The organism is Syntrophobotulus glycolicus DSM 8271 (assembly GCF_000190635.1).
GTDB classification, from domain to species: domain Bacteria; phylum Bacillota; class Desulfitobacteriia; order Desulfitobacteriales; family Syntrophobotulaceae; genus Syntrophobotulus; species Syntrophobotulus glycolicus.
In genome coordinates, this window is record NC_015172.1 from 2,440,528 (window position 1) to 2,457,095 (window position 16,568).

The 16,568-nt window shown below is 43.0% G+C and carries 17 protein-coding genes, 2 tRNA genes and 1 riboswitch; of the genes, 1 reads left to right on the forward strand and 18 read right to left on the reverse strand.

Annotated features, from left to right (window positions below; all coding sequences use genetic code 11):
* Positions 1-238: 238 nt before the first annotated feature.
* The 8 genes from SGLY_RS12035 to sugE form a co-directional block, all read right to left on the reverse strand.
* Positions 239-1,393, reverse strand: a complete 1,155-nt coding sequence (locus SGLY_RS12035) for a Nif3-like dinuclear metal center hexameric protein (RefSeq protein ID WP_013625550.1) — start codon at positions 1,391-1,393, stop codon at positions 239-241.
* Positions 1,372-2,205 carry a tRNA (adenine(22)-N(1))-methyltransferase gene (locus tag SGLY_RS12040; protein ID WP_013625551.1) on the reverse strand — a complete coding sequence of 278 codons (834 nt, stop codon included), beginning with the start codon at positions 2,203-2,205 and terminating at the stop codon, positions 1,372-1,374. The genes SGLY_RS12035 and SGLY_RS12040 overlap by 22 nt, the downstream gene beginning before the upstream one ends.
* A gap of 240 nt (positions 2,206-2,445) precedes the next feature.
* Positions 2,446-2,520 (reverse strand) — tRNA-Ile (locus SGLY_RS12045).
* Positions 2,521-2,528: 8 nt separating this feature from the next.
* A tRNA-Asn gene (locus SGLY_RS12050) sits at positions 2,529-2,603 on the reverse strand.
* 481 nt (positions 2,604-3,084) lie between these two features.
* Complete coding sequence (gene rpoD / locus SGLY_RS12055) at positions 3,085-4,263, reverse strand: RNA polymerase sigma factor RpoD (protein ID WP_013625553.1); 1,179 nt, start codon at positions 4,261-4,263, stop codon at positions 3,085-3,087.
* On the reverse strand, positions 4,250-6,082 hold the full coding sequence (gene dnaG, locus SGLY_RS12060) for a DNA primase (protein WP_013625554.1): 1,833 nt from the start codon (positions 6,080-6,082) through the stop codon (positions 4,250-4,252). Before dnaG ends, rpoD begins: the two co-directional genes overlap by 14 nt.
* Before the next feature lie 140 nt (positions 6,083-6,222).
* Positions 6,223-7,212 carry a deoxyguanosinetriphosphate triphosphohydrolase gene (locus SGLY_RS12065; protein WP_041445386.1) on the reverse strand — a complete coding sequence of 330 codons (990 nt, stop codon included), beginning with the start codon at positions 7,210-7,212 and terminating at the stop codon, positions 6,223-6,225.
* A 241-nt stretch (positions 7,213-7,453) separates the two neighbouring features.
* The gene (gene sugE, locus SGLY_RS12070) at positions 7,454-7,774 is read right to left on the reverse strand and encodes a quaternary ammonium compound efflux SMR transporter SugE (RefSeq protein ID WP_013625556.1); all 321 of its coding nucleotides are present in this window, start codon (positions 7,772-7,774) and stop codon (positions 7,454-7,456) included.
* A 57-nt stretch (positions 7,775-7,831) separates the two neighbouring features.
* Positions 7,832-7,938: riboswitch (guanidine-I (ykkC/yxkD leader) on the reverse strand.
* Positions 7,939-8,174: 236 nt separating this feature from the next.
* Here sugE and rnk point away from each other — a divergent pair.
* Positions 8,175-8,591, forward strand: coding sequence for a nucleoside diphosphate kinase regulator (rnk, locus tag SGLY_RS12075; RefSeq protein ID WP_013625557.1), 417 nt, complete (start codon positions 8,175-8,177; stop codon positions 8,589-8,591).
* A gap of 51 nt (positions 8,592-8,642) precedes the next feature.
* Here rnk and SGLY_RS12080 read toward each other — a convergent pair whose 3' ends face one another.
* The 10 genes from SGLY_RS12080 to SGLY_RS12130 form a co-directional block, all read right to left on the reverse strand.
* Positions 8,643-9,119, reverse strand: coding sequence for an AraC family transcriptional regulator (locus SGLY_RS12080; RefSeq protein WP_013625558.1), 477 nt, complete (start codon positions 9,117-9,119; stop codon positions 8,643-8,645).
* Positions 9,120-9,368: 249 nt separating this feature from the next.
* Positions 9,369-9,584: a toxin-antitoxin system HicB family antitoxin gene (locus SGLY_RS12085; protein WP_013625559.1), complete on the reverse strand. Its 216-nt coding sequence runs from the start codon at positions 9,582-9,584 to the stop codon at positions 9,369-9,371.
* Positions 9,585-9,642: 58 nt separating this feature from the next.
* Positions 9,643-9,849, reverse strand: coding sequence for a hypothetical protein (locus SGLY_RS18440; protein WP_242822950.1), 207 nt, complete (start codon positions 9,847-9,849; stop codon positions 9,643-9,645).
* 177 nt (positions 9,850-10,026) lie between these two features.
* The gene (locus tag SGLY_RS12095) at positions 10,027-10,302 is read right to left on the reverse strand and encodes an AbrB/MazE/SpoVT family DNA-binding domain-containing protein (protein ID WP_013625560.1); all 276 of its coding nucleotides are present in this window, start codon (positions 10,300-10,302) and stop codon (positions 10,027-10,029) included.
* Positions 10,303-10,918: 616 nt separating this feature from the next.
* On the reverse strand, positions 10,919-11,125 hold the full coding sequence (locus SGLY_RS12100; RefSeq protein WP_345786551.1) for a type II toxin-antitoxin system RelE/ParE family toxin: 207 nt from the start codon (positions 11,123-11,125) through the stop codon (positions 10,919-10,921).
* Positions 11,122-11,427 (reverse strand): type II toxin-antitoxin system RelB/DinJ family antitoxin, encoded by a 306-nt coding sequence (locus SGLY_RS12105; protein ID WP_013625561.1) that lies wholly within the window; start codon positions 11,425-11,427, stop codon positions 11,122-11,124. The genes SGLY_RS12100 and SGLY_RS12105 overlap by 4 nt, the downstream gene beginning before the upstream one ends.
* Positions 11,428-11,688: 261 nt before the next feature.
* The gene (locus SGLY_RS18575; protein ID WP_013625562.1) at positions 11,689-12,345 is read right to left on the reverse strand and encodes a type II toxin-antitoxin system mRNA interferase toxin, RelE/StbE family; all 657 of its coding nucleotides are present in this window, start codon (positions 12,343-12,345) and stop codon (positions 11,689-11,691) included.
* Positions 12,332-12,622 (reverse strand): type II toxin-antitoxin system RelB/DinJ family antitoxin, encoded by a 291-nt coding sequence (locus SGLY_RS12120; protein ID WP_013625563.1) that lies wholly within the window; start codon positions 12,620-12,622, stop codon positions 12,332-12,334. The genes SGLY_RS18575 and SGLY_RS12120 overlap by 14 nt, the downstream gene beginning before the upstream one ends.
* Positions 12,623-13,041: 419 nt before the next feature.
* On the reverse strand, positions 13,042-15,714 hold the full coding sequence (gene ppdK, locus SGLY_RS12125) for a pyruvate, phosphate dikinase (RefSeq protein ID WP_013625564.1): 2,673 nt from the start codon (positions 15,712-15,714) through the stop codon (positions 13,042-13,044).
* A 2-nt stretch (positions 15,715-15,716) separates the two neighbouring features.
* Entirely contained in the window at positions 15,717-16,529 is an 813-nt protein-coding gene (locus SGLY_RS12130) for a pyruvate, water dikinase regulatory protein (protein ID WP_013625565.1), read from the reverse strand.
* Positions 16,530-16,568 lie beyond the last annotated feature (39 nt).

Consider the following 16,568-nt stretch of genomic DNA (forward strand, 5'->3'; position numbering starts at 1 on the left):
TAACAGCCAATAAATTCCACAATATTGTTCTATCAAAAATTCTCATCTTCACTCAATTGTCGGAAAAAAATCTCCTTTATCGCAAATATCTACTTTATTCAATTTTATTATCATTCTAAGTTTATCCACAAACTGTGGATAAACTGTGTGTAAGTTTTCCTTCTGAGACAAAACCGGTTTTCTTTTTCAGGATATTCCAGTCATTTTTATGTGGATAACTTTCCCCCCCAAATACTTCTCATTTGCTCCAGATCGTTTTATTCTCATTACTAATAATCATCTCCACACCATTTAGTGCTTTTTCCGCTTTAAGATACTCGTAAAGCGACCTGATCATTGGTATTTCACTAAGAAAATGACCAAGAACGCCAACCGCCATATCCGCTTCCAGAGCATCCAATACGCCATGGTGGTCGATATCTCCTGTAATATATAAATCTGCCCCTTGAAATATCCCTTTATGGATAAAGCTGCTTCCGCTGCCATTCGCAATCGCGACTTTTTTGATCTTTTTCTTGGGATCCCCTGCCAGCCTGATTGAAGAAAGCTCATATTCCCGGGGCAGCACTTGAGGAAGCTTGGACAAAAACCTTTCCCAAAACTCATCAAGCCTGACTGTTTCCGGTAAGACGCCGATCGCTCCATACCCTCTTGGTTTCCCCGTGTTCTTTAGTGGTATGAGGTCATAAGCAGGCTCTTCATAAGGATGTGTCTTATGTAAGGCCCGGACTGCTCTGGATAGATCCCGTTCCTGAACTATGCTCTCCAAACGAACTTCCTCGACTCTGTTCACCTCTCCAACCTCGCCTATCGCCGGATCGGCTCCTTCCAAAGCCTTGAAGGTCCCCATTCCTTCGGTCTGGTAGAAGCACTCGGCATAGCTGTCACTATGCTCTCCATCTGTTATCCCCGCTCCTACCCCTTCCGCGGACAAAGACAAACGAACCTTTTCCACCGCATCCCGGGGTACAAAGGTTACTATCTTGAACAGTTTTTCATTTGCGGTCACTGCTAAATACTCTGTTTTTTGCAGACCAATCATCACTGCCAATGTCCTGCTGGAAGACAGAACAGATTGATCCAGATTTGTATGGGCCGCATAATAGGATATCCCGCTTCTCAATAAGGAAAGGGGGATTTGGGCTGAAGGATTATCTGCGTTCAGGTTTTTCAGAGGTTTAAACATTAATGGATGATGAGCAATGATGATCCCTGCTTTTTCTCTGATCGCTTCTTCGACCACCTTCGTCGTCCCGTCAAGCGCCAGCAATAATTTATCTACCCGGTGAGAACTGCTGCCGACCAATAGTCCTGAATTGTCCCATTCTTCCGCCCATGATCTCGGCGCGGCTTTTTCAATGATCTGTTCAATTAATCCGACTGAAACAGCCATGCTTGCATAACCTCCAGTATTTTTCTCTCCTTGAGCAACCTGTCCATTTTCTGTCTGGCCTCTTCTCTCCCGGTTTTCTGCATCTGACCGGCAATCCGCAGAATATTGTTCAGATCATCCGCGATTAGACCCTTGAGCAGAGCTTCTCTCTTTTCCATAATTAATGGACCATACATCCAGACAAATCCGGATAAAATCTTTTTATCTTGTTGATCATCCAAACTGTGCTTCAGCCTGTCCTCCCAGGTCTTGATTATTTCCCGTACTTCTTCAAACCCTATCCCCTTAAGTCTGTTAAAATGGATAATCCTATAGATTTGATCCTCCTCCTCAACGAGGGCCTCCTCAACGATCCTCCAGCCTTGAGCGATCAATTCCCTTCTGACGTTTGCTTCCATTCCCTGAGGCTGAAGGATCAAATCCTTCACTTTGGCCAGGACCTCCGGTTTGCTTTGAAGGATCTTCAGAACTGTGGCTCCTCCCATTCCGGCTATCGACAGGGTATTGACTTCTCCGGGGATCAACGGCTTTAAGCCGTCACCGAATCTGATCTCAATCCTATCGTCCAATTGATATTGGCTCACCGTCTTTTTCGCGGACAGGAAAGGACCTTTGTGGATATCTACCCCGATGGCTTTTTCTATCCTTCCTTTTTGAAGCAGATAAACCGGAAGATAAGCGTGATCCGTTCCAATATCCCCAAGCAGGCTTCCCGAAGGGATAAAGTCTGCTATGATGTTCAAACGGCTGCCAAGTTTCATCTGATCGGGTGCGCAAGCCCTGATCCCTTCCTGATCCGTCTTCTCATTCATATCACTGCTCATCCTCATTCATGCATCTTCTTCATGGTATTGTTCACCCTGCTGTTTATGTTATTGTTCATGCCATTATCGTATCCTGATCTCTGATTTCCACTCTTCTTGCTCCTGATCTCCATCGCTTCTGATTTCTGTTTTTTTATGCCCCTTACCCTTCGAAGCTTTATTTTTTCCTATAAAATAAACCCTGGCAGGCCAGCCAGAGTTATGATCAGTCAATTCATTTTGGGAAGATGGTGGGCCCACCTGGGATCGAACCAGGGACCAACCGGTTATGAGCCGGCCGCTCTACCGCTGAGCTATAGGCCCAAAATATATGGCTCCCCGAGCTGGACTCGAACCAGCAACCTACCGGTTAACAGCCGGTTGCTCCACCATTGAGCTATCGAGGAACGCCTGCGTCGTTTATTATACTCAATTATCCCAGTGAGGTCAAGCTTTTTCCCCTCTAATTTTTCTCCTTTAATCCGGATAATTCCGCATATTAGAAAAACAATCTCATGATCACCATTTTCCAGCGCAACCGTATTGCCATCGCTTTTGGCAGCTCATTTGTCCGCAGTATGGCTTCGCTCATTATGCTCCCCGCCTTTACTGAAATTACGTTTATTGTAATCCAGCAGCCTTGAGTTCTTCTAACGCCAGTCTGAAGCTCTGTAGATATCATCGGGTTTCTCTGCCCTGGTGTATAACACATTGCACCGGGAACTTTTCAGCCCGGTGCAACTCTTTTTTAGCAATCTATCTTTAATTTGCAGGACAAATCATCACTAGGCCTTGAGAAAAGATAAGAAAATAATAAATACTGAAACTGGTTTGATTTTAAAAAGGTTTTCCTGTTTTATATAAGATTTTTATAAGATTTTCCTGACCTTAATCCAGATAATCCTTGAGCTTTTTACTGCGGCTGGGATGACGAAGTTTGCGCAGCGCTTTGGCCTCAATCTGTCTTATTCTTTCCCGGGTTACTCCGAATTCCTGACCTACTTCCTCCAAGGTTCTGGTTCTCCCGTCATCCAATCCAAATCTTAAACGCAACACTTTTTCTTCTCTGGAAGTCAGTGTTTCGAGAACCTCTTCCAATTGTTCCTTTAACAGGAGGAAGGATGCTGCTTCCGAAGGTGCCGGAGCATCTTCATCCGGGATAAAATCGCCGAGATGGGAGTCCTCTTCTTCACCAATCGGTGTTTCAAGAGATACCGGTTCCTGGGCAATCTTCATGATTTCGCGAACCCTTTCTTCCGGTATATCCATAACTTTGGCTGTTTCTTCCGGGGTAGGGTCCCGGCCCAGCTCTTGTAAAAGCTGTCTGTTCACCCTGATCAGCTTATTGATCGTTTCTACCATATGAACGGGAATGCGAATGGTCCTCGCCTGATCGGCGATTGCCCGGGTGATCGCCTGTCTGATCCACCATGTAGCATATGTGCTGAATTTGAATCCTTTGCGAAAGTCAAATTTTTCCACAGCTTTAATCAGACCTAAATTCCCCTCCTGAATTAAATCCAAAAATAACATCCCTCTGCCTACATAACGTTTGGCTATGCTGACAACCAGGCGCAGGTTGGCTTCCGCAAGGCGACGCTTAGCCATCTCATCCCCTGCTTCCATGCTTTTGGCAAGTTCAATTTCTTCTTCTGCCGTGAGCAGGGGGACTCTTCCTATCTCTTTCAGATACATACGGACAGGATCGTCAATCCCCACTCCTTCAGGAATAGAAAGATCAATATCTGTTTCTTCCGAAATTTCTTCAGCCAGTTTTTCTGTTTCCTTGTCTATGACAATGTCTGTCTCACCTTCAGAATGTTCATCGATAACATCAATACCAAGTGTACTGATTTGATCATACACTTCTTCAATTTGTTCCTCGGATAAATCAATCTTTTGAAGGGCATTAGCGATCTCGTCATAGGTAAGGTTTCCCTTGGTTTTCCCTAATTCAATGAGATGTGCAACACATTCTCTTTTATGATCTTCAGCGTGCAACGAATTCCCCCCTTCCGTCGGGTAATTCGAACGAATATCTTGTTTCTTGACGTTATTTTTCGCCACTTTTTAACCGCTCCTGTATTTCCCGGAGAACTGCCAGCGCACCGGCGGCATCACCGTAATTCTCCAGATGAATCATCTTTACCTGTAAATCCTGGATCTGTTTTTTATTTTGAGATTCACAAATTGCATTAATGCAGTCCTTTAATAAGAACTCTGCTTTCTCTATATCAATATTCAGCTCATATAGTTCGGCCAAACGCTTTTGTACCAGTGCGTATAAGTCTTCGTTTGCTGCAGGTACATTTAGATTGGCTGGGACCGCTTCAAAAATATATTTATGTTCTTCCAAGCACCAAAATTCATTTCCCAGTTCTTCCTGCACTTTATTCTTAACATCGGGGTCATTAAGCACCAGTCTTAACAAGATTTGTTCGGCCCTGTAAGCACCGTTGGCAATCGTATTTTCAATGAATTGATTTGTCGCCACAGATATAGTATTACTGATATGAGGAGAAATATCCTGTTTTTGAGAAAAAATTTCTTGGTATCCTTTATTTTCTAATCTTTTCTGGTCAATCCCGCCGATTTCTTCTTTTACTGCCTCTAAAGTAAGACCAAGCTCTAAACTGAGAAATCTGGCATATCCCTCTCTTTCTGCTGCGCTTTTTATACGGAGGATATCGGGAGCCATTCTTCTGATCAATTCCGCCTTTGCCGTAATCGTCTCCGGAACAGCATCTGCGACAAGCATCTCATATTTAAATTCAATATAAGAAAGGCTCTTTTGCAGCTCCTGCAAAAATTCTTCCTTGCTGTGTCCCTGGAGATACTCATCCGGATCTTTGGCCCCCTTAAGCTTAAGAACCTGCACATTCAGCCCTTCATTAATTAAGATCTCACCCGCTCTGAATGCTGCCTGAACACCTGCTTCGTCAGAATCATAACAAAGGATTACCCTTGAAGAATATCTTTTCAGAATTCTGGCTTGGTCCCTGGTCAATGCCGTTCCTAAAGAAGCCACAGCATTGAATAGTCCTACTTTCTGGACCGCAATCACATCCATGTATCCTTCAAGCAGTACAGAATACCCTGCCTCCCTTATCCCTCTGGAAGCGGTTTGGATTCCATACAAATTACGACCTTTGTGAAAAAACTGAGTCTCAGGCGAGTTCAGATATTTAGGGAGTGAATCATCTAAAACCCTGCCCCCAAAACCAATGGGTTTTCCGTGCACATCCAGAATGGGAAAGATGACCCGTCCTCTAAAACGATCATAAAAGCTGATCCTGCCATCACCATTATCTTTTTTCACAGACAGTCCAGCTTCTGAAAGTTCACCGGGAGTAATCCCGTGTTTAGCCATCTCATTGATCAAGCCATCCCAGCTGTCGGCAGTGTAGCCAAGACGAAATTTCCTCATTGTGTCCCGGTCGATGTTCCGGCCGTCAAAATATCTCCTGCCCCGTTCCCCCTCCGGTCTTTCCTCAAGCATTTTCTGAAAATATCCGGCACTAAGCTCGTGAATCTCCTGCCAACGGAGGCGCATGCTTTCTTTTTTCCGTTCTTCCGGGGAAAGTTCTCTCTCCGGAAGCTCCATTCCAACCCTTCTTGCGACCTCCTGCAAAGCTTCAAGAAAGGGCAGATTATTTTTCTTCATGAGAAAAGAAAATACATTGCCGCCTGTATGACAACCGAAACAATAAAACATTTGGCGCTCGGGATTGACATTAAAACTCGGTGTCTTTTCAGAATGAAACGGACAAAGTCCTTGGTAGTTCTTGCCCGCACGTTTCAAGACCACATATTCTGAAATAACCTCTACAATGTCCGCCCGTTGGCGCACTTCCTCAATAAAATCTTCGGAAATTCTGTTGTCCACAGTAATTCGCCCTTTTTAGGTGGAGTCTCTTAAATTAATCTTAAATTTCATTAGATATTTGACAGTGCTTTATCATTTTCGATAAATTATTTAAAAATCCTGCTTCTAATGTTAAAAATTTGTATGATTCGTGTTTACAATTATCCTTTGGGGATAAATATTTGCTTAAATGTACTGATCGCATAATTATCAGTCAGACCGGAAATATAATCAACCACAGCCGTCTGCAAGTCTCCGTTGGCCCATTGCAGATAATTATTCGGCAGTATTTGCGGATGCTTTAAATAATAATCATAAAGAATTTCTACGATAAGGCTGCCTTTACTGCGTTCTTCACTCAGATGATCAGCTAAATAAACTTTCTCAAACATAAAGGTGCGAAATCTTTGCATGGCGGACTGAACTTCTTTCGACTGGCAAATTTGGTTTTGGCCTTCTGAAAACGCAATCATATCAGTGACCATTGTTGTAATCATCTCACTGGTATGACCGCCCAGGATTTCCCGTACTTCCTCCGGCATATCTCCCGGGTAGATTATCCCGGCCCTCAACGCATCATCAAAATCATGGCAGAGATATGCGATGCGATCTCCGATCCGTACAATTTGACCTTCCAGAGTTGCCGGTGTTCCTTTGCCTGTGTGATGCAGAATACCATCCAGCACTTCATTCGTCAGGTTCAAGCCTTGTCCCTGGCCTGTAAGCACTTTAAATACTCTTATCGACTGTTCATTATGTTCAAAATGTCCGATTATTCTCGCCAGAACCTCTTCCCCGACATGACCGAAGGGGGTATGTCCGACATCATGGCCAATGGCGATTGCCTCTATTAAATCTTCATTGAGCCTTAGCCCTCTTCCAATCGTCCGGCAAATCTGGGACACCTCTAAGCTGTGGGTCATCCTGGTTCTATAATGGTCTCCCCGGGGAGCAATGTAGACCTGTGTCTTATGTTTTAGACGACGAAAGGGCTTGCTATGCAGAATTCTGTCCCTGTCACGCTGAAATTTGGTTCTGATCTCGCATTCCTGCTCCTCACGTTCGCGCCTTGCCCGGTCACTTTTAGCCGCAAACGCGGATAATCTTTCATATTCCTCGGCCTCCGTACGTTGTCTGATCTTCAGATTCATTTTCATTGGACATCCTCTGCCTTTTTCTTGCAATCCTTTTATTCCTCAGCTGTTGCTGCCTTTTTCCTGCTCCTGATTTTTATGATTAATTTTCACATTATTTCTGATATTATTTTCCCTGAAAGTATTCCATACATATTGTTTTTTTCCTTTAATCATTTAAAAAATAAGAACGTCAAACGATAATTCGAAGCAGACCAATCCTTACCCATTATGGAACACTTTTAAAAAGGCAAATGAATTAATGAGCAGATGATATTTTCAATCCTATAATTCCGATCAGTATAAATCCAATACAAATTAACCTGATGAGTTCAGCCGGTTCTTTGAATAAAATTATCCCCAATATTACAGTGCCAACCGCACCGATTCCTGTCCAGATCGCATAAGCTGTTCCTAATGGAAGGTCCCTTAGTGCTAATGATAAGAAATAAATGCTTGCGATCATCCCCATTACGGTAAAGATACTCGGCAGGAGCTTTGTAAAGCCTTGAGAATATTTCAAGCCTATAGCCCAAGCTACTTCCAAAAGCCCCGCTGTGATTAATAGTACCCATTTCATCTGATCCACTCCTTTTAAATCCACTAAAAATAAGTAGCCCGGAAGATACTTTACAATATCTCCCAGGCTTTTATCCTTCCGTGTACATAGATCCAGCTATGCGTTTTATCTTGGTCCAGGCCAGTTCTTCTCCTTGGAACTGCGGAACCCTATAAAACTTTAAAATATAAGATTTTCTCTTGAAATCGTATCATAATGTGTAACCCAATTCAAGCTTATTCCCTTTTTTATTGATCCTATTTGATCTCGTTAGGGATTTACTTGTATACAGGAATAATCTATAATCAGTGAAAAAGAAAGGTTTCCCTGAGAAACCTATCATGAATTAAACAGTTTACACACAGCGGCTATGTGAAGTACGATAGTCGCTCTATATTTATATGAAAGAAAGGACGTAAAAATGGCTAGGACAATTGAGATTACTTTTAAAGACCGCGAACGCATTCTTAAACTGATTGAAAGAGAGAAAGAATTCGGAACCGGAAGAAACAAAGAACCTCTGAGAGATCTTGAACAGGAGCTGAACCGGGCAAATATCGTATCCTCAGAAGAAATACCACATGAATCCATAACAATGAACTCAAAGGTTCTTTTAAAGGATTTGGCCTTGGGAGAAGAAACCATTTATACCCTGGTCTATCCTGAAGATGCCAAATTGAGTGAGAATAAAATTTCCGTACTCGCTCCTATCGGAACGGCCATACTTGGGTTTCGAGAAGGTGATGTGATTGACTGGAAAGTTCCCGCGGGAACCGTCCAATTAAGGGTAGAAAAAATCCTTTATCAGCCTGAGGCAAGCGGGAACTATGATCTATAAACAAATATTTGGTCATCATTCTTTTTTCAAGGCTGTCAGTCGTAAGTAAAATCAAGAGGTACGCCAAAGGCTTCTATCTAATATTGGCACGCAGATTTCACAGCAATGTTTATTTATCATTTGCATTGTGTAGCGCTCTAGAATAGGTCTCTTATCATCAAATTCATAATTTCTTTTTGATAACTCCGAAAATATCTCCATCCATGCTTTTTGCATAGCATCTACCGTATGGCTTATTTTAAATACGCAATATTTTCCACCAGCAATTTTTCCAAAATCAACATACTTATTAACCTCAAATTCATCCGAGACGACTAAACACGTATCATATCGACAATCCTTAGGTTCTGTGAATTGAGGGTTATCCTGGACTATTCCCAATATAATTGAACTTTCATTAAGTAAATTTTTTTCGCTGGCCCAACTTTTTAATTGCTCCATTATCTGCACATTATCTGAACCGTAAGGACCGGTTTTTCTTATATAAGCAATTTTGCAGGATGATGTCATTTCAATATTAATCTCCATAACTTACCTTCTCTTTATAGAGTACATCGATGCCTGACTTCAGGCATATAATGCTTTAAAATGGATTACAACTTGTTTTTTAAAATTGCAAAATTCTTATTTGGGATTACAATTTACGGTAATTCGATCGAACAAAATAAAAAAACAGGGCAATACAAATGTATTACCCCGTTTAATTATTAAGCTTAACCTTTCAACGCCGCCTGGGCGGCAACGAACAAAATAGACCTATCGCATTATGGGACACTTTTATTTTGCCAGCTTGTAAAGAATAAACTGGTTCAGTGAAATGCCCTCTTTTTTAGCGTCCTCGACAAGCTCTTTATGAAGAGATTTCGGAACACGCAAGGATATTTTTCCGTTGTATTCTGTTTGTCCAGCTATCTTCAAAAGTTCTAAATCTTCAGCATCCGGTTCGACCTCAGGAATGGTTTTCAGCTTTTTTTCAAATTCACTCTTTATCATGTTCACGACCTCCTTATCCTATATATGCTTATAAAATTCTCCACGCGGATGTATTGCTTCAACAAGTATGATATTTATCCAAGAACTCCGTCGGCGTAAGTATTTCAGGACGGTCTATACCTATCCCGGTAAAGTCCTTATCTCCTGTTATCAGGACATCCACATCGGCAGTGATCGCTGAAAGAAGCACAGGCCTATCCTTTTCATCTCTTATTTCTGGCGCCGTTGACATATCCGTAGGAGTATACGCCATTTCAAATGACATTTTAATAAAAAAGCATCTAACACTGCTTTATACGTTGACGATTTTCTTGTAATAACGGCATTGGCTTCTTCAATTACATACGAACACAGGACCAATGTATGCTTGTCTGCGATATCCTCAATCAAACCTGCTATTTTTGTACTTCTAAACACGAGAGCCGACAAGAGAACATTTGTGTCAATCATTATCCGCATGTTTCTTCTCCCACAACTCTTTTCTTACCTCTTTGACAAGATTAATCACATCATCTTCAGATTTCAGCCCCAATTCTTCTGCTAATCCCTCAAAAGCCTCCTGTGCTTCTTTTACTGCAAGCCTTGTTGGGTTCTCCATGATAACCCTGCCGCCTTCAGTCATAAAAACAACTTTATCTCCGTCTTTAAGATTCAGCATTTTCCTGATTTGGATAGGTATCGTTATTTGTCCCTTTGATGTGATTTTCGCTAACTCCATAATATAAACCGCCTTCCAAGAATTCAATGATTTCCTTACATTAATAGTATATGCTGCTTTATGGAAAAATCAAGTTCCATAATTCAACCATAAAAAGTGTGCCATAATGCATGTTTTTCTGCTTCCAAATCATTCAAAAGGACGTTTATTATCAAAAAACAGAATGCTGGCAGCCAAAACTCCAACTGCCAGCACCCTAAACTTGTGATATTAATTTTTTCTCAAACCGTTGCAGTACAAGCCTTTTAGGTCACATATCCTACACTCAACCCAACGCTTACTAACCTTTTAACGCCCACCTGGGTATAATGCTATCAAAATAGACCAATCGCGTTTTTTTACACATTATGGAACACTTTGATAATATTTTTTCCTATTTGGTGGAAATTTTTTCGCCCCAAGAAGGATTATTATGCTTACTTTGCTTTCAGCGCCGCCTGGGCAGCAGCTTACAAAAACGACCTATCCCATTATGGGACATTTTTTGTGTCTCATTTTACTTTCTTTATAAGTCACATAACCGCTTGGTTATGTCACTGGCGCTGTATAAAAAATTTGTAACGATTACTCGTTCTTCTCTGATATGAAAGAATACCGAAAAGTTATCAACTGGCATTTACCTGATTTTCAGCGCATATTCTTCTTCTGACTCCATTAACTTTACACGTTCCGGAAAGGTATCAAGCGCTTCAATTGCGTCAGCTATTCTGTTATACTGGCCAATAGCCGTTTCCGGTGCCTGTAGCTGTTCTGCGATGTAATTATAAATTTCCTCCATATCGGTAAGCGCGCTGTCAGTTATCTGAACCTTATATTGCTTCATGCGTGCGTCTTGCGAAATTTCATAAAGGCAGCAGTCGCATCCTGTACTTTACCTTTTTCGATATCGTTATATCCTTCCTTTAACTTCGCATGAATTTCATCCGTTGTCATCAAATCGGTGTTGACAGAAGCCGGAACTTTCGGTAGCGTCACAGCAAAAGGTATGCCTCCGGTCATGGAAATCTGCTTCAGATAAATATCTATCGCTGTAGACATAGGTATGCCAAGCTGGGAAAGGACTTCCTCCGCACTTCTTTTCACGTCAGGGTTGACTCTTAAATTTAAAGTCGTCGTTTTTTCCATGTTAATCATCTCCTGATAATATTGTAACGCTTTTGTCGTTACAATTCAATAAAATGTTTTGACACGTTAATAAAGGGTATTATCCCTTAAACTGGCAAGCGATAATACCCTTATATAGCTTTCTGTCCAACAGATAGGTCTTACTTGCTAATCGCTGCTTGGACCGCTGCTATCAAATACCAACAATCTCATTTTTCACATTATGGAGCACCTTATGCCATAACGGAAATTCAGAACATTGCCGAGACTAAAGATGAAGAACTATTCATTATCAACGGATAAAATATGTAAATATTTCTCGACAACCATTTTAGTGTTTTCAGAAATGGATTTTGTGCCATCTACATGTATTACAGGACATACGAGAGTCTCTGCCCATTCTTCAATTCTTAATAGAGAACGTGATGCTACAAAATCAACAAACTTCAAGTGTTGCTCGTACATATCACCTCCTTCACGGATGCGTTCTCCATGCTGCCCATAAGCTCGTTGTTTTATGCGTTCAATACGCGTTTCAAGCGGCGCTGATATAAATACGGCAAAGGTATATGTCGACGAAATCTCTTCACCAAAATCTCCGATTACGGCAGAAATAACGAATGAACAATATTTTTCAATATCGGCAAGCATTAAATCTAAAGATTCCTCACGTGTACGCTCTATGGTATATGTCCTGGTAAGAGTGAGCATCAAAACATCATTTTCGACAATATAAATCAGTAGCCAATCCGGTTGAATATGACACTCTCGAAATCCTTCAAAGCTGCCTTTCAAGGCGTGGTCATTATATTTTTCTGCCAATGGCCTACCATTTGCTAGTTCTCCAACCACATACTCAAACAGCTTGGAATCATAGCCCCGCTTCATCATTTGCCTGTATTCCTTCTTGAAGCGAGATGTTCTGTTAATCTTCATCATCGCTGTTCAAGTCCTCCATCAGTTCTGCTACTGTGCCATAACTTTTTGTCGGGACTTTTCCAGCTATAATATCCCGCGCTTCCTGCATAGCGGCAAGTGTTTCAGCGTTGTACTGAGGATTCTTAACCTCAAAGGGCAGCCCACCCGCAAGAATAACCTGATGAAGAAATATATTTATAGCTTCAGTAGTCGAAAGACCTAATGTTTTAAGCGTAGCTTCAACACCAGCTTTAACGGCAGCTTCAACCCGAATGTGCAGTGTTTCCGATTTAGCCATATTGCTCACCTCCTGTATCATCATATGCATTGTATCACGTTTTATATACATATTTAATGCGTTTTCTGTTAACAATATAGCATAGAACCAAACAAATTATAAAATAATGGCTGCAAGCAGAGCAATCTTATTTTTTCCGGAAAAAGAATTCACGATTAAACTGTAGCAATGCCTACAAATAGGCCAATTCCCATTTTCCCATGTAAAAATTGTGTTCCATAATTCAAACCTGAAAAGTGTTCCATAATGCATGTTTTTCTGATTCCGAACCATTCAAAAGGACGGTTTTTATCAAAAAACAGGGTGCCAACAATCAAATTCCCATCTGCGAGCACCCTGTTTATGTGATATTAAAATTCGCTCAATTCGTTACGCCGCAAGGCGTTTACGCCATGCATCTACAATTGCCCCAACGCTTACTAACCCTTCAGCGCTGCTTGGGCCGCGCTCAGCCTAGCAATCGGTACTCTGAACGGGGAACAGGATACATAGTTGAGGTTGATTTCCTGACAGAAATCTATCGATGAAGGATCTCCGCCATGCTCGCCGCAGATACCGATTTTCAATTCAGGATTTGTGCTTTTAGCCAGTTCAGCACAAATTCTCATGATCTTACCCACCCCGTCACGGTCAAGCACCGCAAAAGGATTATTTTCCAGTATTCCGCTGCTCATATAGTGAGGCAGAAACTTCCCTTCCGCATCATCACGGGAAAATCCGAAAACCGTCTGGGTAAGGTCATTGGTGCCAAAGGAAAAGAAATCGGCGAATTGCGCTATTTTATCAGCAGTCAGGGCGGCGCGCGGCATCTCGATCATGGTTCCGACCTTGTATGCGATAAGAACGCCCTGTTCCAAACATATTTCAGTTGCTATTTTATTGATCATCTGACGGAGAATCTCCAGCTCCTTATAATGAATCACCAGAGGGATCTTGATCTGGGGATAAATTATATAGCCTTCCTTCACAAGACGTGCCGCAGCCTGAAAGATCGCCCTGCACTGCATAGCGTATATCTCCGGATAGGTGATGCCGAGTCGGCAGCCCCTGTGCCCGAGCATAGGGTTCATTTCATGAAGCGCTCTGACCTTTTTGAGCAAGGATTCTTTGTCATAAAGCTTTTGCCGGGCCTCCCTGTCCTCCTGATCAGATAAGCGCAATTCAGCTATCTCTGTGATCAGATCTTCGCTGTTGGGTAAAAATTCATGAAGAGGAGGATCGAGGAGGCGGATCGTCACCGGCAAACCATGCATGGCTTTGAGGATGCCGTAGAAATCTTCTTCCTGCATTGGTTGAAGATGAGCTAATTCTTCCTCTCTTTCCTCAACTGTCTGGGCCAGGATCATTCTTTGAACGATCGGTATCCTGACCGGGTCCATAAACATATGCTCAGTACGGCAGAGTCCGATACCCTCAGCCCCATATTCTCTTGCTTTGGCCGCGTCGACTGGATTATCGGCATTGGCCATGACCTGCATTGTCCGCAGCTCATCAGCCCATTTCAGGATAGTCTGAAATTCTCCGCTCAACTCGGGATCCCGCATTGGAACCAGGCCCTGAATCACATGGCCTGTCCCTCCGTCGATAGAAATGACATCATTCTCCGTATATTCCTGATTCTCAATCGTGATTTTTCTACTGTTGTAATCTATTCTTAAAGCCTCACAGCCGCATACGGCCGGTTTGCCCATATGCCTGGCCACTACGGCGGCATGGCTGGTCATCCCGCCTCTGCTGGTCAGGATTCCCTGGGCGGCAAGTACCCCGTGAATATCGTCAGGGGTCGTTTCCGTCCGGACCAAGATGACCTTTTCCCCGGCATTGCCCAGCTTTTCGGCGATATCCGCTTCAAAAACAATCTTTCCGGAAGCAGCTCCAGGTGATGCCGGAAGCCCCTTTGCGATAATCTTCAGCTTGGCTCCCTCATCAATCCTGCGGTGCAGCAATTTGTCCAGCTGGTGCGGGTCAATTTTCCGCACAGCCTCTTCTTTGGTGATCAATCCCTCAGAGACAAGATCAACAGCGATTTTAATCGAGGCCGCTGCCGTACATTTGCCGTTTCTGGTTTGAAGAATATAGAGCTCGCCTTTTTCGATGGTGAACTCGATATCCTGCATATCGCGGTAATGCTTTTCCAAATTGACGGCGATTTCTTCAAACTGGCCATAGAGTTCCGGATGTTCACCAGCAAGGCTGCTGATGGGCAACGGAGTACGAATCCCGGCTACGACATCCTCGCCCTGAGCATTCATTAAATATTCACCATACAATTTTTTTTCTCCGGTTGATGGATTGCGGGTAAAGGCAACCCCCGTTCCGGAATCTTCACCCATATTGCCGAAAACCATGGATTGCACATTGACAGCCGTTCCGATATGATCAGGGATATGATTGGTTCTGCGATAAAATATGGCTCTGTTGGTATTCCAGGAACGAAATACCGCAATAATCGCCTCCTGAAGCTGTTGACGCGGATCATCGGGAAAAGCCTTGCCGGTCTCTGCCTCAATCAGTTTTTTAAATTGACTGACAAGCTTTTTCAGGCTTGCTGCGGATAAATCAGAATCAAAATAAACACTTCCCCCTTTTTCCCGGGCCTGATCCTCTTTGGCTTGATGAATCATCTGCTCGAATTTGTAGCCTTCCACGCCCAGGACAACATCGCCAAACATCTGAACAAAACGGCGGTAGCAGTCATAAGCGAATCTTTCATTGCCGGTTGCTTTTGCCAACCCCTGAACCGTTTCGTCATTCAAACCAAGATTAAGAATAGTGTCCATCATTCCCGGCATGGAAATTTTGGCTCCGGAACGCACCGAAACCAAAAGAGGAGCCGTACTGTCCCCAAACTTTTTGCCGCTTTGTTTTTCCACTTCGGCAATGGCCGGCTGAATTTCCTCCCATAATCCGTCAGGGAGTTTTTCGCCGGTCCGGTAATATTCACGGCAAGCCTCGGTTGTGATGGTGAATCCCTGGGGAACATGAAGTCCGATATTGGTCATTTCAGCCAGATTGGCCCCTTTGCCTCCCAAAAGGTCCCTCATCTCTGCTTTGCCTTCTTTAAACAGATAAACATACTTTATCCCCGTCATCTCTATTCTCCTTTGTACACCTTCTGCATGATAATACTGGCTGTTTCCTCAACAGCTTTATTGGTTGTATCGATAACCGTGCATCCGATTTTCTTCATGATTTGCTCGGCATATTTCAGTTCCTCAATGATCCTGTCAACATTAGCATAGTCGGCCGTAGGCCCTAATCCCATAGCCTTCAGTCTTTCACTGCGGATGTGATTAAGCTTTTCAGGGCTCAAAACAAGACCAAAGACCTTTTTAGGCTGAGCCAGGAACAATTCTCTGGGCGGATTCACTTCCGGCACCATGGGGATATTGGCTGTCTTCATTCCTTTATGGGCCAAATACATGCTTAAAGGGGTCTTTGATGTCCGTGACACTCCGATCAGGACGACATCGGCAAAAAGGACTCCCCTGGGGTCCTTCCCGTCATCGTATTTGACGGCAAATTCAACCGCTTCAATCTTTTTAAAGTATTGCTCATCCAAACGGTGAATAATGTTGGGAACATTTTTGGGCAGCAGACCCGTTTGCTCCGCAAGGGCATTAATAAGAGGACTGAGAATATCTATCGCCACCAGTCCTTTTTCACGGGCGCATTTATCTATGTATACCCTGAGGTTATTCAGGACTAAAGTATAGACGAGAATAGACCTCTCCTCCATTGCTTCCGCGATAACCTCATCAATATGCATCTCATCCTGAACATAGGAGATACGTCTGATTCGCGCTTTAATTCCGTTAAACTGGGCGACAGCCGCTCTGCTCACAAATTCAGCGGTTTCACCCAAAGCATCGGAAATCACAAAAATCACCGGGGTCTGGTTAGACACAGATTTCTACCTCTCTTCCATCATCACTCTTTTTAAGAT